14 protein-coding genes are annotated in these 18,181 nt (G+C 58.6%); 3 read left to right on the top strand and 11 right to left on the bottom strand.

Annotated features, from left to right (window positions below):
- Nucleotides 1-30: 30 nt before the first annotated feature.
- From ettA to PQR63_RS07020, 11 genes are all read right to left on the bottom strand, one after another.
- Nucleotides 31-1,698 carry an energy-dependent translational throttle protein EttA gene (ettA, locus tag PQR63_RS07070; protein WP_408166831.1) on the bottom strand — a complete coding sequence of 556 codons (1,668 nt, stop codon included), beginning with the start codon at nt 1,696-1,698 and terminating at the stop codon, nt 31-33.
- A gap of 82 nt (nt 1,699-1,780) precedes the next feature.
- The gene (gene rarD, locus PQR63_RS07065; RefSeq protein WP_408166830.1) at nt 1,781-2,659 is read right to left on the bottom strand and encodes an EamA family transporter RarD; all 879 of its coding nucleotides are present in this window, start codon (nt 2,657-2,659) and stop codon (nt 1,781-1,783) included.
- Between the two features lie 161 nt (nt 2,660-2,820).
- Entirely contained in the window at nt 2,821-3,366 is a 546-nt protein-coding gene (locus PQR63_RS07060; RefSeq protein ID WP_408166828.1) for an ureidoglycolate lyase, read from the bottom strand.
- On the bottom strand, nt 3,353-4,555 hold the full coding sequence (locus PQR63_RS07055) for an amidase (protein WP_408166826.1): 1,203 nt from the start codon (nt 4,553-4,555) through the stop codon (nt 3,353-3,355). Before PQR63_RS07055 ends, PQR63_RS07060 begins: the two co-directional genes overlap by 14 nt.
- A gap of 57 nt (nt 4,556-4,612) precedes the next feature.
- On the bottom strand, nt 4,613-5,614 hold the full coding sequence (locus PQR63_RS07050; RefSeq protein ID WP_408166824.1) for an ABC transporter ATP-binding protein: 1,002 nt from the start codon (nt 5,612-5,614) through the stop codon (nt 4,613-4,615).
- Complete coding sequence (locus PQR63_RS07045) at nt 5,607-6,653, bottom strand: ABC transporter ATP-binding protein (RefSeq protein WP_408166823.1); 1,047 nt, start codon at nt 6,651-6,653, stop codon at nt 5,607-5,609. Before PQR63_RS07045 ends, PQR63_RS07050 begins: the two co-directional genes overlap by 8 nt.
- Nucleotides 6,650-7,552: an ABC transporter permease gene (locus PQR63_RS07040; RefSeq protein WP_408167431.1), complete on the bottom strand. Its 903-nt coding sequence runs from the start codon at nt 7,550-7,552 to the stop codon at nt 6,650-6,652. The genes PQR63_RS07045 and PQR63_RS07040 overlap by 4 nt, the downstream gene beginning before the upstream one ends.
- A gap of 8 nt (nt 7,553-7,560) precedes the next feature.
- Entirely contained in the window at nt 7,561-8,514 is a 954-nt protein-coding gene (locus PQR63_RS07035; protein WP_408166821.1) for an ABC transporter permease, read from the bottom strand.
- An 86-nt stretch (nt 8,515-8,600) separates the two neighbouring features.
- Nucleotides 8,601-10,253, bottom strand: coding sequence for an ABC transporter substrate-binding protein (locus tag PQR63_RS07030; protein ID WP_408166819.1), 1,653 nt, complete (start codon nt 10,251-10,253; stop codon nt 8,601-8,603).
- 110 nt (nt 10,254-10,363) lie between these two features.
- Complete coding sequence (locus PQR63_RS07025) at nt 10,364-11,047, bottom strand: FadR/GntR family transcriptional regulator (RefSeq protein ID WP_408166817.1); 684 nt, start codon at nt 11,045-11,047, stop codon at nt 10,364-10,366.
- A 428-nt stretch (nt 11,048-11,475) separates the two neighbouring features.
- The gene (locus PQR63_RS07020) at nt 11,476-12,702 is read right to left on the bottom strand and encodes a Bcr/CflA family multidrug efflux MFS transporter (RefSeq protein WP_408166816.1); all 1,227 of its coding nucleotides are present in this window, start codon (nt 12,700-12,702) and stop codon (nt 11,476-11,478) included.
- Nucleotides 12,703-13,134: 432 nt separating this feature from the next.
- Between PQR63_RS07020 and PQR63_RS07015 the strand changes: the two genes are divergently transcribed.
- The 3 genes from PQR63_RS07015 (at nt 13,135) to PQR63_RS07005 (ending at nt 18,125) form a co-directional block, all read left to right on the top strand.
- A complete protein-coding gene (locus tag PQR63_RS07015; protein WP_408166814.1) occupies nt 13,135-14,400 on the top strand; it encodes an ABC transporter substrate-binding protein in 1,266 nt (421 codons plus the stop codon).
- A 68-nt stretch (nt 14,401-14,468) separates the two neighbouring features.
- Nucleotides 14,469-16,199 (top strand): sensor domain-containing diguanylate cyclase, encoded by a 1,731-nt coding sequence (locus PQR63_RS07010; RefSeq protein WP_408166812.1) that lies wholly within the window; start codon nt 14,469-14,471, stop codon nt 16,197-16,199.
- 183 nt (nt 16,200-16,382) lie between these two features.
- A complete protein-coding gene (locus PQR63_RS07005; protein WP_408166811.1) occupies nt 16,383-18,125 on the top strand; it encodes a methyl-accepting chemotaxis protein in 1,743 nt (580 codons plus the stop codon).
- Nucleotides 18,126-18,181 lie beyond the last annotated feature (56 nt).

Raw genomic sequence — 18,181 nt, 5'->3', positions numbered from 1 at the left:
GCCGTCGGTTATTACAACCAGTCAAGCAACTTAGCGAGTGACCGGCTTATAGCGGATACGCTTCGGCTTGGCGCCTTCTTCGCCGAGACGCTTCTTCTTGTCGGCTTCATATTCCTGATAGTTACCGTCAAAGAAGGAGACTTGCGAATCGCCCTCGAAGGAGATGATGTGTGTAGCGATGCGGTCAAGGAACCAGCGATCATGGCTGATCACCAGCACCGTGCCGGCGAATTCCAGCAAGGCATCTTCCAGTGCGCGCAGGGTTTCCACGTCGAGATCGTTGGACGGTTCATCCAGCAGCAGGACGTTGCCGCCTTGCAGCAGCGTCTTGGCCAGATGCAAACGGCCGCGTTCACCGCCAGACAAGTTGCCGACGATCTTTTGCTGGTCACCGCCCTTGAAGTTGAAGCGCCCCAGATAAGCACGCGACGGCATTTCAAAACGGCCGACGGTCAGAATATCGGCGCCGCCGGCAACGTCTTCAAACACGGTCTTCTTGTTTTCCAGATCTTCACGCGACTGATCGACCAGCGAAATCTTCACGGTAGGGCCGAGCACCAGTTCGCCGCTGTCCGGCTGTTCGCGGCCCGCCAGCATGCGGAACAAGGTCGACTTACCGGCGCCGTTGGGGCCGATGATGCCGACGATGGCGCCCGCAGGGATCTTGAAGTTGAGATTATCGATCAGCAGACGGTCGCCGTAACCCTTGCTCACGCCTTTGAACTCGATGACTTCGTTACCCAGACGCTCGGCCACGGGAATGAAAATTTCCGAAGTCTCGTTGCGCTTCTGGTATTCGTGTTCGCTCAACTCATTGAAGCGTGACAGACGCGCCTTGCTCTTGGCTTGGCGGCCCTTGGGGTTCTGGCGCACCCATTCCAGTTCCTTGGCGATGGTCTTCTGACGTGCCGACTCGGTCGCTTCTTCCTGCTTCAGGCGAGCTTCTTTCTGTTCCAGCCAGGACGAGTAATTTCCCTTCCATGGAATACCGTGGCCGCGATCCAGTTCCAGAATCCATTCCGCCGCGTTGTCGAGGAAGTAGCGATCATGGGTGATCGCCACGACGGTGCCCGGGAAGCGCAGGAGAAACTGTTCCAGCCAGTCCACCGATTCGGCGTCCAAGTGGTTGGTCGGTTCGTCGAGCAGCAGCATGTCGGGCTTGGACAGCAGCAGTTTACACAGCGCGACGCGGCGCTTTTCACCACCGGACAACACGCTGATCTTGGCGTCCCAAGGCGGCAGGCGCAGCGCATCGGCGGCCATTTCCAGTTGTTGGTTCAGGCTGTTACCGTCAGAGGCGGAGATGATCGCTTCCAGACGCGCTTGCTCGGTGGCGAGCGCATCGAAGTCGGCATCTTCTTCAGCGTAAGCGGCGTACACGGCGTCGAGCTTGCCTTGCGCTTCGAACACTTCGCCCAATGCGCTTTCGACTTCCTGGCGCACATTTTTTTCCGGATCGAGCTGCGGTTCCTGCGGCAGATAGCCGATGTTGAGGTTCGGCGCGGGCGTTGCTTCGCCTTCGATTTCCTTGTCGATGCCGGCCATGATTTTCAGCAGCGTCGATTTGCCGGAGCCGTTCAGGCCGAGCACGCCGATCTTGGCGCCGGGGAAGAAGGACAGCGAAATGTCCTTCAGGATCTGACGCTTCGGCGGCACGATCTTGCCGACGCGGTTCATAGTGAATACGTATTGAGCCATGTTTGGATGCCAGGTAATGAGATAAGAGAATACTTGCAAAAATACTGGTGATGCGGCGGCGTTTTCCGTGCGGCTTGACCAACTAAGCGCCGGCCGGACGGGCCTTGGCTGACCACAGCCGCCACAGTCCTTCCAGAGAGTATACAGCCAGCGCGGCCCAAATCACCATGAATCCGCTCGCGCGCGATCCGGCAAACGGCTCGTCATAGATGAAAACCCCGGTCAACAACTGCATCGTAGGCGAGATGTACTGCAGCAAACCCAGCAGTGACAAAGGAATCCGGCGAGCCGCACGGGCGAACAACAGCAAAGGAATCGCCGTCACCGGCCCCGACAATGCCAGCAGAATCTGCGACGACAGCGATGCCTGCAGGAAGCCGTTACTGCCGTGCAGCGCCGACACCGCGAGAATCACCAGCACCAGCGGCGAGAGCAGGATGGTTTCCAGCGCCAGACCTTCCAGCGCGCCAAGATGGGCGATCTTGCGCAACAGGCCGTAGATGCCGAAGGTGGCGGCGATGGTCAGGCCGATCCACGGCAAGGCGCCGTTGGTCCAGGTCAGCCACAACACCGCACCGAGTGCCATGAACACCGCCAGCCATTGCAAAGGGCGCAACTTTTCCTTGAGGATGACATAGCCCAGCAATACGCTGACCAAGGGGCTCATGAAGTAACCGAGACTGGCGTCGACGATGCGGTCGGCATTAACCGCCCACACGTACAGCACCCAGTTGCCCGACAACAGCAAAGCGCTGATCAAAAATCCGAGCAGCACACGCGGCTTGCGCGCGACTTCGCCGAGCCATGCCCACTGGCGCTTCCAGGTCAGGACGACGATGAGAAACAGCAGCGACCAGAAAATGCGCTGAAGCACGATGTCGAAGGAACCGACATCCTGCAGCAATTTGAAATAAAGCGGGAACAGCCCCCACAGGAGGAAACAGCTTATCGCGTAAAACATGGCGACCTAAAAATGGGATAAAAGTGGAAAAAGAGGAATGACAAAAATGAAAGCGCCGCGAAAACTCTGGAAAGTTTCGCGGCAGCAACGCCATTATCTCAGGATTCCTCTTTTCCGGCTGGCAGGGCCGGAGTATTCAGGCACGATGTGAACGTGTTGCATCAAAGTGTCGCTACAAAACTCCCCTTGATCCGCTGAATCTCGCAATCCACTTTCGCGGCACGGCGTTCGATCACGAACACGTCCGCACCGCCGATGGTGATCATCGGGTGATGCCAGACACCACGCCTGAGTGTGACGCCCTGGCCGGGCTCAACAACGAAAGCCTGAATCGCATCTTCGTCAGGCACATCACCACCCTGCGTCACCACCACCAGCACACGTCCCTGCGCCATCGGCACAAAGCTCTGGCTACCTAGCAGATGACGCTCGAACATGGTCAGGGCATAAGGCGCAACATGCGTGCCGTTCTGCGTGCGAAAAATCGCCACACAGGCCTCGCCGCCCTGCTCGCTCACATCAAGTTGCGTCAGGTCGTCAAAACGTTGAGCGGTACCTTGATTGATTGGCGTGCTGTTGGATTGAACCTCGGTTTGCATCTCTTCTGGTGCAATGACATCACCGAACGGCGCGAACGCCGCCGGTGTCAGCACCTGCGCAACGATGACTTTGCTCGCGGTTGCTGAGCTTGAATCAGGCAAGTTCATCGATGAGCTTTCTCGACAAGCGGATTAAGGCCTGATCGCTGCCCTGCGGGCCGATGATGGAGAAGCCGAACGGCGCGCCGTCGAGCGTCATCAGCGGCAGAGAAATTTGCGGGCAACCCGACAAGCCGGCGAGGCACAGCATGCGCACGGCCTGGTTGCGATAGTTCTCCAGCACCTGTTCCGATTCGCTCAGCAGCGGCGCGATGTCAGGCATGCTCGGCAAGACGATCACGCGATCGCTGCCGAGCAGGCGCAGGAAGTCTTCACGGAATCGCTCACGCACATTGCTGTGCTCTTCCATCTGTTGCGGCGTGATCTGGCTCGACCACGCAAAGCGCTCGGCGACACCGGGGCCGAGTTGCAGGTCATGACGGATGATGGTTTCACCATGACTTTGCCAGGCTTCATAGCCTTGAATATAACGGAACGACCAGTACAAGGCTTCGAACGAGGGCGTCGCCGTCTTGACCGGCAGCGGTGTGCCGATCACGCCGGCCAAGCGTTCCAGCGTCTGCATGAATACTGCCTGCACGCGGGGTTCCAGCAGCGCCAGTACATCCGCCGCCACCAGCACCTGCGGCATCGACGGCGCACCGTCAGGCAGCAGACAGGTATCTTCACGCAGCAGGACTTCACCCACGCGCGAGAAGGTATCGATGTCGCGCGCGAACCAGCCGCAAGTATCGAATGAGGGCGCCAGATCCATGCAGCCCTTGAGGCTCACGCGCGCATGCGTCGGCCGCAGGCCGATCAGCCCGCAGTGGCTGGCGGGAGCACGTACGGAACCGCCGGTATCGGTACCGAGTGCAACGTCCGCCAGCCCGTTGGACACCGCAGAGGCCGACCCCGAACTGGAGCCGCCAGGAATCCGGTCAGGCGCGCCGCCGTTGCGCGGCGTGCCGAAATGGGCATTCTTTCCGTTCATCGAAAATGCCAGCTCGTCCGTATAAGTCTTGCCGACAAATTTCGCACCTGCCTGCGCCAGCGCTACGACAGCCGGTGCCGATGCCGTCTTGACGCCCGACATGGCCAGCATGTGCGGATTGCCGCAGCCGGTCGGGAAACCGGCGACATCAAAAATGTCTTTTACCGCAAAGCGGATACCGGACAGTGGGCCTGCCGAGATCGCAGTTGAAGCAGGGGCTGGATAAGGAACGAAACAACGTGCGGCTTGTGCGTCGGCGGACATGAATGATTCTTTCGGACGTAGAAGGATGATGAATGGATCTGATTGCTGACGACAGGTTCAACTTGTCGCAGTACTGACCGCAGCATTTTGGATCTGATGCACACGCAGACAGTTCACGACATGACCGGGCGACAGCGTCTCTTCGCGCGGCTGTACACTGCTGCATTCGGCGACGGCGTATTTGCAACGCTCGGCAAAGGCACAACCCGCAGGCAGGTTGCTCAGATCCGGAGGCGCACCGCCGATGGTCTCCAGACGCAGGCCTTTTTGCATGGCGCCGTGGCTGCGGCTCTTGAGCAGCGACAAGGTGTAGGGATGGCGCGGCCGTGTCAGCAATTCTGCCGCCGGACCTTGTTCGATGATCTTGCCTGCATACATGACGGCGATGCGATCGGCCACTTCCGCTGCGGCGCCGATATCATGCGTGACGAAGACGATGGACAGGCCGAGTTCTTTTTGCAGATCGCGCAGCAACAACAGGATCTGGATCTGCACCGTCGCGTCGAGCGCCGTGGTCGGTTCGTCGGCCAGCAATACCTTGGGCGAGCACGACAAGGCCAGCGCAATCATTGCGCGTTGGCGCATGCCGCCGGACATCTCATGCGGATAGGCATCGAGACGGCGCTCAGGACTTGGAATGCGGACTTTTTCGAACAGGCTCAGTGCCTGTTTGTGGGCTTCGGCCTTGGATACTTTTTTGTGGCGGCGAATCGCTTCGATGATTTGTGCGCCGACGGTGTAGACCGGATCGAGCGCCAGCAAAGGCTCCTGAAAAATCATCGCTACCGTGTCGCCGCGCAAGGCTGCCAGTTCGCGCTGCGACATCTTCAGCACGTCCTTGCCGTCGACTTCCAGACCGCCGCTGATGCGCGTCGACCGTTCCGAATGCAGACGCATGATGGAGCGCAGCGTGACGCTCTTACCCGATCCGGATTCGCCGATCAGGGCCACAACTTCGCCCTGGCCGACAGTGAGATTGACGCCGTTGACGGCGCGGATCAGTTTCTTCGGCGCGAAGAACTGTACGTTCAGGTCGCGCAGGGAAATCATGTCATGCATAGTTCACCTCGCCGGCAGCGGAAAACAGGGATGCGGTATCAGCTTCATAACGCAGGCAGGAAACGCCATGGCCTGTGTCATCGTTGGCGAATACCGGCGCACGCTGGCTGCATACCGGCTGGGCGTAGGCGCAGCGCGTGTGGAAGCGGCAACCACTCGGCGGATTGATGGGGTTCGGCGGATCGCCTGCCAGCGGCGCTTCCATCGTGCGTTGCAACGGATCCATGCTGGGCATCGATTTCAGCAATGCGCGCGTGTAGGGATGCTTGGGTTGATCGAATACCTGATCGGACGCCCCGATCTCCACCACCTGGCCCAGATACATCACCAGCACGCGGTCGGAGATAAAGCGCACGACGTTGAGGTCGTGGCTGATGAAGAGATACGTCAAGCCAAACTCTTGCTTGAGGTCGAGCAGCAAGTTGAGCACCTGTGCTTCGACCGATTTGTCGAGCGCCGATACGGCTTCGTCGAGGATCACCAGGCGCGGTTCCAGCGCCAGAGCGCGCGCGATGTTGACGCGCTGGCGCTGGCCGCCGGACAGCTCATGCGGATAGCGGCCGGCAAAACGCTCAGGCTGCAAGCCGACGCGCGCCAGCAGATCGCGGGCACGGGTAATCGCTTCGCGTGACGGTACGCCGTGCACGGTCGGTGCAAAGGCGATCGAGTCTTCGATGGTCATGCGCGGATTGAGCGAGGAGTAACTATCCTGAAACACCATCTGCGTCTGCCGGCGGAACTGACGCAGCGGCAAGGCGCGCGAGCCGACCGTTTCGCCGTCGAACACCAGCTCGCCGCTGTCCTGATTGATCAGTTGCATCAGCACACGTGCCGTGGTCGACTTGCCGCAGCCGGACTCACCGACCACGCCCAGCGTCTCACCCTTGAGGATGTCAAAATTGACGCCATCCACTGCGCGTACGGCGCTGCGTGGTGAAGCAAAGGGCAAGCCCTTGCCCTTCAGCGGAAAATGTTTGAGCAGATTGCGGACCTGCAGCAAAGGCTGACGCGGTCCGCCGATATCGCGTTCGTCTGTCATTGCTTGACCTCCATCGCCGAACGCAAACCGTCGGACAACATGTTGAACGAAATCGATGTGATGAAAATAAAGGCGCCCGGCAATGCCGCCACCCAGGGTTGCGTGTAGATCGCCGTGCGCAGCGTGTTGAGCATCAGACCCCACTCCGGTTCAGGCGGTTTGACGCCGAGGCCGAGGAAGGACAAACCCGATGCCAGGATCATCGACACCGAAATTAGACTGGTCGAATACACGAAGATCGGCCCGAGCACGTTGCCCAGCACATGCGCTCGCACGATGGTGAAAGCGCTCGCCCCTGAGGCCCGCGCCGCATCCACGTAGTCGCTGCGGCGCACCTGCGTGGTGACGCTCTCGGCAATACGCGCAATCTGTGGAATGAAGACGATGGTCAGCGAAGTCAGCGCATTGACGATACCCGCGCCGAGTGCGCCCGACAGAGCAATCGCCAGCAGCACCGAAGGGAAGGCGTACAGCACGTCGATGGTACGCATGATCGCGGTGTTGATGAAGCCGCCTGCATAGCCGGCGAGGATGCCGATGCCGCTGCCGATGACGAAGGCCATCAGCACCGGCGTGATGCCCATGAACAGCGACAGGCGACCGCCCAGCATCAGGCGCGACAGCAAATCCCGACCCAGCTCATCCGTGCCGAAGAAGTGATCCGGCGTGCCGATCGGTTTGAGACGTGTGAACATCGAAGTGGCGAAGGGATCTGCCGGCATGATCCAGGGTGCGAACACGGCGATGCCGATCAGCGCCAGCAGGATCACGGCGGCGATCATCGCCAGCGGATTGCGTACGATGCGCGCGGCGACATTGGCCCAGTGGCCGCGTGAGCGCTTATAAGGCGCTAATGCGACTGGAGAAGAAACAGCGGCAGTCGCCGGTATGGATTGCATAGTCATGATCAGGCCCTTTCTATGCGTGGATCTAACACGGTTTGCAGGATGTCGACCAGCAGGTTCAGCGATACGAAGAACAGCGCCAGCACCAAAATCGTGCCCTGCAGCAGCGGCAGGTCACGCTGGAAGATCGCCTGATTCAGCAGGAAGCCGGTGCCGGGCCAGGAGAATACGGTCTCGATCAGAATCGAACCGCCCAACAGGTAGCCGAGCTGCAAGCCCATGACGGCCATGGAGGTCGGTGCGCAGTTTTTAACCACATGACGGAACACGCCGAACTCGCCGAGGCCGCGCGCTTTCAGGCCGATCACGAATTCCTGCGACAGGATGTCAGCCACCAGTGCGCGCACCGTGCGTGCGATGATGCCCATGGGGATGAAAGACATCGTCACCGCCGGCATGATCAGATATTTGACATGCTCGAAATCCCATACCCAGGCGGCCGAACCGTCAGGTCCCGCACCGGTGGCGGGCAGCCACATCAGTTGCGACGAGAAGATGATGACCAGCACCATGCCGAGCCAGTAATGCGGCACGCTGACGCCAATCACGGAGATGAACGAAGCGATCTTGTCGACCCAGGAATTGCGGAAATAGCCGGCGACAAAGCCGAACAGCGAGCCGAAGAAGAAACCGATCAGCGTCGCCAGTGCGGCGAGCATGAAGGTGTTGCCGACTGCCTTGAAGACTTCTTGTGCGACCGGTCTTCCGGTGGCGATGGAACTGCCGAGGTCGCCGTGCATAGCACGCCAGACCCAGCTGAAAAATTGTTCGGGGTAACTGCGATTGAAACCATAGAGTTCCATCAGCTGCTTCTGCAAATCGACGGAAGCGTCCGGCGGCAGAATCGACACCAGCGGATCGCCCGGTGCGATATGAACCAGCATGAAGCACAGGAATGCTACACCCAACATGATGGGCAAGGCATACAGTACGCGGCGGATCAGATAGGAAATCATGGGAGTCTTCAGTAAGTCATTCTTGCTGCCGGCATTACCCTCGCAATGCCGGCAGCAATGTTTACAACGTCAGTTCAAACCTGCACTTAATCCATCGACATTGTGGCGATATCGATGAACCAGCTTTGCGGCTGCACGACACCCTTGACCTTGGCCGAGATGGCGCGCGGACCAGTGTCATGCGCCACCCAGACGAATGGCGCTTCATCGACGATCTTGGCGTGCAACTGGGCCAGCAAGGCATCGCGCTGTTTGGCGTCAAACGTGGTGCGTGCCTTGGCGATGATGGCGTCGACTTCCGGGTTGCTGTAGAAGCCCCAGTTGTTCGATACCGGTGGCGCTGCCTTGGAGCTGACGAAGCGCACCATCGCAAAGAATGGATCCATCGATGCGAAACTGATGTTCACCGCGTCCGAACCGTGTGCGCTCGGATCCTTGGCGCCGATGCGCCAGTTGGTGTACAGCGTGTTCCATTCGATGACGTCGAACTGCACGTCGAAGAAACAGGCCTTCAGGTTTTGCTGCATGAACTCATTCATCGGCAACGGCTGCATCTGGCCGGAACCGGATGCCGAAATCTGCACCTTGACCTTGAGCGGCTTGGCAGCGGAGTAACCGGCTTCCGCCATCAGCTTGCGCGCGCCGTCCGGGTCATACTTGATATGGAAGCTCGGGTTGCCGCGCCATGGATGGCCTGGCTCAACGGTACCTGTCGCCTCGCCCATCAGACCACCCAGCAATTGCTTCATCGCAGGACGATTCACGCACAGGTTGGCGGCGTAGCGGACACGCTTGTCCAGCCACGGCGAACCTGGCACGAAGGACAACTGCCACGGCCACACGTGCGGTTGCGGATTGGAATAGACCTTGAAACCACGCGCCTTGATGGTGTCGAGCGCATCCGGCGCCGGCGCTTCGATCCAGTCAACCTGACCGGACAGCAGCGCGGCGGTGCGCGAGTTGGCTTCCGGCAGCGGCAGCATCACGACCTTGTCGATTTGCGGACGGCGTTTGGCATCCCAGTATTCCGGATTCTTCGCCAGTTCCAGACGCTCGCGCGGCACGAACTTGGTCATCTTGAACGGGCCGGTTCCGGAAGCATCGGCAGCGAAAGCGGCCCAGGCTTGCTTGGCACGTTCGGCCTTGTCGCTCACCGAACCCGGCACGGCGGCCAGCTTCTTGGCCCATTGCAGCGGCGACGCCATGAACAGATTGGTCAGATTGATCGGCAGGAAAGAATCCGGCTCGGACGTAGTCAGCTCGACGGTGAGGTCGTCGATCTTTTTGGCGGAACGCAGCGTCGGCATGCGTGACGCGGTTACACCGACCTGGCTCGGGTCGAAGTTGGGCGCATCCTTGTCGAGCACCTTGTTGACGTTCCACACCACGGCATCGGCGTTGAAGGCGGAGCCGTCATGGAACTTGACGCCCGGGCGCAGCTTGAAGACCCACTTGGTCTTGTCCTTGGCGTCGACCGCCCACGACACGGCCAGATCGGGAATCACTTCGCTGGGCTTGTCGGCTTTGGACAGATCCCATTGCGTCAGACTGTCGTACATCGGAATACCGGTGAAGCGATTGCCTTCAAAACCTTGATCGGGCTGGCCCAGCGTGCGCGGAATGTCGCCCGCGGTCATGGCGATGCGCAAGACTTTTTCTGCATGCGCACCGGCGCTAAAAAGCAAGCCGAAGGCCAATGTACAGGCCAGGGTAAGTGCGCTTGGTTTGGTCAGTTTCATGTTGATGCTTCCTTTACGATAACGACGTGATGGAGGACTTGGTTTTTTTACGGTGAATCAGGGTTGAAGCAAAGCTAAGTAAACGTTGAATCAAAGGTGAAGCAAAACGGTCATGGCTGTAAAAAGGAAATGCCGGCGCGCGCTGCCGTATGCAGCAAATGCACCTGCATTGCCGCGCGTGCGCCATCGGCGTCGCCCGCGGAAATTGCCGCGGCAATGGCGCGATGCTCTTCTGCCGGTTCCCAGATGCGCGAATGATCGGCGAACGGCAGGCGCAGGCTGTGGCTGATACGGGTTTCGAAATCACGGGAAATTTGCAGCAGGCCGGAGTTGCCGGAGAGTTCTGCGATCAATTGATGAAAGGCCAGATCGGCCTGCGATGCACTGACCAGATCGACGGTCTTGAGGGCATCTTCAAAGCGCGCCTGGACGGCCCACAGACGCGGCGTGGTATGCATGTTGATGACGCGTGCGGCCAGTGCGGCGGCATCAGGCTCGAAGATATAGCGCAGTTGAAAAGTGGATTGCAGCTCTGCCGAGGAAGGCGCAGCCGACGTCGCCTTAGCCTTGGCGGCAGGATTGCTGCGGCCGGAGGTCACCAACGTGCCCTTGCCCGGCATGGAGCGGATGAAACCCAGCGCTTCCAGCATCGACAAGGCTTCGCGCAAGGAGGCGCGGCTGATGCCCAGCGACTCGGCCAGATCGCGCTGACCGGGCAGCATCTGTCCGGTCTTGTACGTCCCGGACAGGATCTGGCGTTGCAATGTTTGCGCGGCAATATTGGGCATGCTCATCGGTTTTCCCTTTTTTGGTCTGACTGGTCAGACCGCAAGAACCGATATAGCAATTGATATGCCACCTACCCCGAAAAATGGCGATTACATAGACGGGATGAGGTTTGCGGCGTTGAAGAACGCAAGCGCAATTCGTTGACATGAGCGCCGAAAAAACGCGCCGAGAAAATCCGCCGCACGAATTTCATGCAAGCACGTGCGCGAAAGCGTGCACGGAAAAATGGCGATGAAACAGCGGAGAGACGAGCTGCAGGTGGGCGAGAATTTTTCCGCCCAGTGCATGCTCAGCATATACCGTCGTCCTGACGAAAGTCAGGACCCAGTGTCGTATCGGAGGTCTTCACGACACTAGGTCCCAGCGTTCGCTGGGACGACAGCAAAAGACAAGAAGTGATCTGGGAAACACTTATTGAGCCATGCTGATGCAATCAGGCCTGAGGCGCAACCGTCTGCGTGGTGTGACGCGCGACGTAGCGATACAGCAGCAGCGCGGCAACGCCGCACACCGCCATCACGGTCACCAGCGGCAAGGCCGTGCCGTCGTGCCACAAGCCCATCACGACGCCCGACAACATGCCGATGCCGAATTGCAGTGTGCCCATCAAAGCCGCCGCCGTGCCGGCCTGCTTGCCTTGCTGCGCCAGCGCGATGGCCGAAGCATTGGGGCCGACGAAACCGTGACAGGACAAGAAGCCGAAGAAGCCGATCAGCAGCAGCGGCAGACTCTCGTAACCACAGGCAACCAGTATGGCCACCGTGGTGGTCAGGATGGCCGGAATCCAGATGATCTTGCCCAGTACACGATCGGCGCTGCGTTTGATCACCAGACGCGCATTGATCTGCGAACAGGCGATCAGGCCGATGGCGTTGGCGCCGAAAACGAAACCGAAGTTCTGCGGCTTGATGCCGTGCAGTTCGATGATCACAAACGGGCCGCCGGAAATATAAGCAAACAAGCCCGCCTGGATCAGACCGCCGCACAGGACGTAGGCCATGAACTGGCGATGTCTCAGCAGATCGACATACTGGCGCAGCACGCGGCCAAGATGCAGCGGCACCACGTGGGCCTGGTCACGGGTCTCTTCCATCACGCGGTGGGTGCAGATCAGGCAGATAGCGCCGAACACGGTCAGCGTCGCGAAAATTGCGCGCCAGGTTGAGAAAGTCAGCAGCAGGCCACCGATGAACGGCGCGAGGATAGGCGCCAGGCCGAACACCAGCATCAGCATCGAGAACGCGCGGGCGGCACCTTCGGCGCCCATCTTGTCGCGCACCACGGCGCGCGGGATCACCATGCCGGCGCTACCACCCAGACCCTGGAAGAAACGCAGCACCAGCAGCGTTTCGATATTCGGCGCCAGTGCACAGCCGAGGGCGGAGATGACGTACAGACAGATGCCGAAATACAACGGCGGCTTGCGACCGAAGCGGTCACTGATCGGGCCGTAGAACATTTGCCCGAACGCCAGGCCAACCAGGAAGGTCGACAATGTGAGTTGAATCGTGTTGCTGCCCACGCCGAGATCTTTGGCGATGAAGGAAAAGCTGGGCAGGTACATGTCGATCGCCAGGGCGCCCATGGCCGTCAACGCGGCCATCAAGATCAGCCAGCCGGGAAGGCGTTTGCCCTGAAAAGGCGAAGAGTCTGTTTGCATGAAAAAATGACAAATACCGTCTGATGCTAAAGACGGTTGAACCAGAAGGGAGGGAATGCTTTGCGCAAATTGAGTACCGCGGAACATCATGCGGCGACCGACATTATACCGTCTGAGAGGGAAAGCTTCCGGCAAGCGCTATGACAAGACAAATCCGTCCGAACCGAACGTGGTAAAGGATGGCCCGATGACAACGAAGACGTAAATTTTTCGGCAGAACTCTCAACATTCGCCTGCAAAATCATCAAAAGATGGCACACTGAATGTCAAATAAGTATCCAAAAAAAAGTTGGCGAAGACTTCTCCGTACTACGCAGAATGTTTTACCGGCAGTCAGATCGGGGAAGGTTTCAGGAAAGATTCATGGGTCACGCAGCAATAAAAAGAACCTCGGGTATTTTCACCGCATACAGAGTCACTGCCGCACTTGCCATGGTTGCCGTTCTGGGTTGTTGCAGTCTGTTGTCGGGTTGCGATCAGACCGCCGACAACGCATCCTCCGCACCTGTGGAGCGCACGCGTATCACCGCGCTGGTATGGGCTCCCGACTGGCCGGATGAAATGCACAAGATCGCCGATGCCTTTCATCGCGAGAACCCCGACATCATGGTCGACGTGCAATTCATGATCGGCAACTCGGTGGAAGAAAATCTCAAACCCAAAGTCGCCACCCACAATCTGCCGGATCTGGTCTCGGTCAATCCGAACGCCTACTCCGCTGAACTGGCGAATCAGGGAATTCTGGCCGACGTCGGCGACAGCGCCGCTTGGGACAACATGCTTGATTCGCTGAAACCCGACTGGACCAATCGCTACGGCAAGCGCTTCGGCATCTCCGGCGGTGTCGCCGCCACGCTGATCTATTACAACAAGGACATGTTCCGCAAAGCCGGCATCAAAACGCTGCCGACCAACTTTGAAGAATTTCTCGCGGCCTGCGCGGCATTACGCAAGGCGGGTTTTACGCCCATCGTCTGGACCGGCGCGTTTCCCAACATGCTGGCGAACGGGCCGTTCAGCTTCGGCTTTGCCAACAATGTCGTCGCCCATCATCCGAATGACTGGAAACAGCGCATCGCCGACGGCAGCCTCGACCTGAACAATGACGCCGCGGTTGACATTTTCGCCAAGATCAAACTGATCGCCGACAAGGGTTATGTCCAACGCGGCTACATGAACACCAGCTACGACGAGGGTAATCGCCTGTTTGCCGAAGGCAAGGCGGCCATGGCATTTCAAGGCACGTGGTCATCGGGCGAGTTGATGCATGGCAATCATTTTGAAACAGGAACGTTTGTCCCTCCGTGGAATGCTCCTGGGAAAGCTGTAGTGCCGGTAGTTGGCAGCGAGACCGGTTTTGCCGTCTGCGAAACGCGCAACAAAAAGGCGGCGATGAAATTTCTCGAATTCATCTACGACCGGGGCTATCCCATCCTGCAGAACAAGCGGCAAAATGTCTCGCCGCTGAAATATGTCGGGGGCAAGACCGTCACCGATCAGCAAATCGTTGATTACGTGCAACATGCAACGCAAGCGCCGCTGACGGCCGGGCCGTATTATTCTTACCTGCCGACCAACACCATCGATATGCTGCATCCTCTGCTGCAGGATGTGTTGCTCGGTAAAAAGACGCCGCGCCAGGCTGCCCAGGCGCTGGAAAAATCGATCCGGCATGAAGCCCGAACGGAGAACAAATAAGCGATGCTCTTCCTGACTGCAAGAACAATATCGGCAACATCCGGCGTTGCGTCCGGAAAGCGACCGTCATGAAGAAGACACTGGATTTTCTGTCGCTGAAGTTGCTGCGCAAGATTGAGATCCGCTATCGCCTGATCAATTCTTTTGTGCTGGTGTCGCTGGTGCCGCTGCTGATCGCCGGTATCGTTGCTTACCGCGAATCAAGCAGCGCCTCGCAGGAAAAAATCCGTATCTTCGCCGGTGAAGTGGTCAAGCAAGTTGCGCAGAACATGCTGCAACAAATCGAGAAAATTGAATCCTCCAGTGAGGAGCTGGTGGTTTCCGAACGCATGCAAGGCGCTCTGTCGGCCTATTACAGCGGCAGCGAATCGGACCGCGCCGCCGCACGCGCAGGCATGACCCGGCTGATGCTGGAGAACTACGGCTCCTTCGAATACATCAACCAGAAATACGTGCTGGATCGCAAGCACAGGATCATCGATTCGCAAGTGTTTGCACAACTCGGTAATGGTGTCGCGCATTTCGCCGACGACGCACCCGATATGAAGGGCCGGCCATACTGGGGTGTCTACAGCACCGCTGCCGGCCAGAAGAGCGTGGTGATGCTGCGCGACATTCTCTTCAAGGGCAACAACCGGCTGGCGGGCACCTTGTTCATCGGACTCAAGCCGACGCATTTTTCACGTATCTTCGATTCAGTCGATCTGGGCTATGGCTCACGGCTGTTCGTGGTCGACAGCCGTGATGGCCGTATTGTCGTCAGCGGCGGCCAGGACAACAGCGATGCAGTCGAATCAGGCCTGGTCGCAGCCATCGCCCAGACGGTCGCCAATGGCGGCAAGGATTTCACCTCTTATCAGGACGGCAACAAGAAGAAACACCTGGCCGCCTTTGCCCCGATTCCGCATACCGACTGGATGGTGGTCAGCACCACGCCGCTCAATGCGCTCAATGCCGAAGTACGATCGATCCGCAATAAGATCATCCTGATCGGTGTGCTGTGCTTCATCGTGTCGTTCGCGCTGTCCTTCATCATTGCACGCAGCATCTCGTTGCCGCTCAAACAGCTGGTCGGCGTCATGAAAGAGACCAAGACCGGCAACTACCTGATCCGCATGGACTACGAGGGCAAGGACGAGATCACCGTGCTGTCGCAGCGCTTCAATGAAATGGCCAGCAAGGTGTATCAGCACAACGAACATCTGGAAGAACAGGTTGCCGCGCGCACGCGTGAGCTGGAACTGGCCAATCAAAAGCTTGAAGCCCTCAGCGCCACCGACAGCCTGACCGGCATTGCCAACCGCCGCCGTTTCGACGAAGCGCTGACCAGCGAACTGCGGCGTGCCGTACGATCGCAAAAACCGCTGGCGCTGTTGATGCTGGATGTGGACTTTTTCAAGAATTACAACGACCGCTACGGCCATCTGGCAGGCGACGCCTGCCTGCGCACCGTGGCGCAGATCCTGCGCACCAGCTCGCGCCGCGCCACAGACCTGGCGGCGCGTTACGGCGGCGAAGAGTTCTCCATCATCGTGGCCGAAAGCGACAGCGAACGCGCCATACAACTGGCCGAAAATATCCGGGCCGCCATCGAGAACCTGCATATCCCGCATGAAGATTCGCCCTTCGGCTTCGTCACCTGCAGCATCGGTGTCATCGCCGTACAGGTCGACGACAGCATGAGCACGGACACCTTATTGCGCTTGGCCGATGCCGCGATGTATCTCGCCAAATCGCAGGGACGTAATCGCGTCGTGCTCAATGACGGCAACGACATCACCGGCGGATCGGCAGTCTGACGTCACGTTGATTGATCTTTCAACAACAAACGTAAACATTGTTGTCATGTAGTCAGTTACAGAGGCCATAAAGCGCCGCTTTACCGGCTTTTTCGCTCAATTGCGACGCTTCGTGCTGAACTAATATGCATCTTGCCCCGTGCATCCCCGGTACGGGAACAACAATATCTGGACGAGACAAACATGAAAAATATCCGTATTGGTTCGCGACTGGGCCTCGGCTTTGCGCTGGTGTTATCCCTGCTGGTGTTGATGACGGTGATCGGCGTCTGGCGCCTGCAGGACATCGGCAGCCGCACCGCGAGCATGATAAGCCAGGATCTCCAGAAAGAACGCCTGGCCTCCGAATGGGCCGCCAATATCGACGCCAATGGTGTGCGTACCGTGGCATTCATCAAGAGCAATAACGCCGATCATCAAAAGTTCTTCAAGGATCAGGTTGCCGGGACTGTCGATCGCACCAGCGCAGTTCAGAAGCAGCTCGATGAGATGGTCAAGTCCGACGAAGGGCGAAAATTGTTTAACGCGCTGCTGGATCAGCGCAAGGTATACAACGATTTACGCAACAAGGTTTTCAAAATGAAAGAGGCTGGCGATGAAGCCGGCGCCTTGGCCGAACTCGATAGCAAGCTGATTCCAGCCATGAAGGAATACTCGGCACGTGTCAACGCTGTGGCCCTTCACCAAAAGGATGTGATCAATCGCAATGCCAGTATCGTCGACGATCAATACCGTTCCGGCCGCGCCATCCTGATCGCGGTCGGTGTCATCGCGCTGCTGCTGGGTATCGTGATTTCATGGCGTCTGGCCGAAGGTATCACGCGTCCACTGCACCGTGCCGTACAAGCTACCGCAGCCGTTGCTGCAGGCGATCTCAGCACGCATGTCGTGGTGGATCGCAAGGATGAAATAGGCCAGTTGCTGCAAGGTCTGCACGACATGACACAGAACTTGCTCAAGACCGTACGCGAAGTGCGCTCGGGTGCCGACACCATCGCCACCGCCTCATCCGAAATCGCTACCGGCAATCTCGATCTGTCTTCGCGCACCGAACAGCAGGCCGGCTCGCTGGAAGAGACCGCCTCTGCCGTCGAGCAGTTGACCTCCACCGTGAAACAGAATGCCGACAACGCGCGCGAAGCCAATGAGCTGGCTTTGTCGGCGTCCAAGGTCGCCATCGAAGGCGGCAACGTGGTTGGGCAGGTAGTTGATACCATGGGCGCCATCAATGAATCCTCGCGCCGCATCGTCGACATCATCAGCGTGATTGACGGCATTGCCTTCCAGACCAACATCCTCGCCTTGAACGCTGCCGTGGAAGCTGCTCGCGCCGGCGAACAGGGCCGCGGCTTTGCGGTGGTCGCATCGGAAGTGCGCAGCCTGGCGCAACGGTCGGCATCGGCGGCCAAGGAAATCAAATCGCTGATCGACGATTCGGTCGACAAGGTCGGCTCCGGCACGCGTCTGGTGGAACAAGCCGGCAAGACCATGTCCGACGTCGTCGGCAGCGTCAAACGTGTCAGCGATATCGTGGCGGAAATCAGCGCTGCGACGCAGGAACAAAGCACCGGCATCGGCGAGGTCAATCGCGCCATTACGCAGATGGATCAGGTCACACAGCAAAATGCCGCACTGGTCGAACAAGCTGCTGCGGCAGCAGGGTCGCTGCAGGATCAGGCCGCACGTCTGGCGCAAGTTGTCAGTGTGTTCAAGCTGGATGCCAACGGCGTTAGCGTTACACCATCCTATACAGCACCACGTGCAGCAGCAGTTGCCACAACACGTACACCGCTAAAAAATGTTTCGCCACAACGCCCTGCTGCAATCACGCGGGCTTCGAAAGACCCTGCTACACGGTTGATCGCGCCACCGCAACCCGGGAGAAAACCGGTCAACGACAACTCGGAAGATTGGGAAACGTTCTGACGTTAAATAGCCATCACTTGTGATGACAAAAATAAAACGGGCGCCTGTAAAAAGGC

This window comes from Herbaspirillum rhizosphaerae (assembly GCF_046025915.1).
Classification (GTDB): Bacteria; Pseudomonadota; Gammaproteobacteria; order Burkholderiales; family Burkholderiaceae_D; genus Herbaspirillum; species Herbaspirillum rhizosphaerae_A.
The sequence above is the reverse complement of the archived record's forward strand: the minus strand, read 5'-3'. Positions and strand labels throughout refer to the sequence as shown.

What these genes read in the sequence shown, in the direction of transcription:
- ettA (WP_408166831.1), bottom strand. Translation starts at nt 1,698, where the DNA reads ATGGCTCAATACGTATTCACTATGAACCGCGTCGGCAAGATCGTGCCG.
- rarD (WP_408166830.1), bottom strand. Translation starts at nt 2,659, where the DNA reads ATGTTTTACGCGATAAGCTGTTTCCTCCTGTGGGGGCTGTTCCCGCTT.
- PQR63_RS07060 (WP_408166828.1), bottom strand. Translation starts at nt 3,366, where the DNA reads ATGAACTTGCCTGATTCAAGCTCAGCAACCGCGAGCAAAGTCATCGTT.
- PQR63_RS07055 (WP_408166826.1), bottom strand. Translation starts at nt 4,555, where the DNA reads ATGTCCGCCGACGCACAAGCCGCACGTTGTTTCGTTCCTTATCCAGCC.
- PQR63_RS07050 (WP_408166824.1), bottom strand. Translation starts at nt 5,614, where the DNA reads ATGCATGACATGATTTCCCTGCGCGACCTGAACGTACAGTTCTTCGCG.
- PQR63_RS07045 (WP_408166823.1), bottom strand. Translation starts at nt 6,653, where the DNA reads ATGACAGACGAACGCGATATCGGCGGACCGCGTCAGCCTTTGCTGCAG.
- PQR63_RS07040 (WP_408167431.1), bottom strand. Translation starts at nt 7,552, where the DNA reads ATGCAATCCATACCGGCGACTGCCGCTGTTTCTTCTCCAGTCGCATTA.
- PQR63_RS07035 (WP_408166821.1), bottom strand. Translation starts at nt 8,514, where the DNA reads ATGATTTCCTATCTGATCCGCCGCGTACTGTATGCCTTGCCCATCATG.
- PQR63_RS07030 (WP_408166819.1), bottom strand. Translation starts at nt 10,253, where the DNA reads ATGAAACTGACCAAACCAAGCGCACTTACCCTGGCCTGTACATTGGCC.
- PQR63_RS07025 (WP_408166817.1), bottom strand. Translation starts at nt 11,047, where the DNA reads ATGAGCATGCCCAATATTGCCGCGCAAACATTGCAACGCCAGATCCTG.
- PQR63_RS07020 (WP_408166816.1), bottom strand. Translation starts at nt 12,702, where the DNA reads ATGCAAACAGACTCTTCGCCTTTTCAGGGCAAACGCCTTCCCGGCTGG.
- PQR63_RS07015 (WP_408166814.1), top strand. Translation starts at nt 13,135, where the DNA reads ATGGTTGCCGTTCTGGGTTGTTGCAGTCTGTTGTCGGGTTGCGATCAG.
- PQR63_RS07010 (WP_408166812.1), top strand. Translation starts at nt 14,469, where the DNA reads ATGAAGAAGACACTGGATTTTCTGTCGCTGAAGTTGCTGCGCAAGATT.
- PQR63_RS07005 (WP_408166811.1), top strand. Translation starts at nt 16,383, where the DNA reads ATGAAAAATATCCGTATTGGTTCGCGACTGGGCCTCGGCTTTGCGCTG.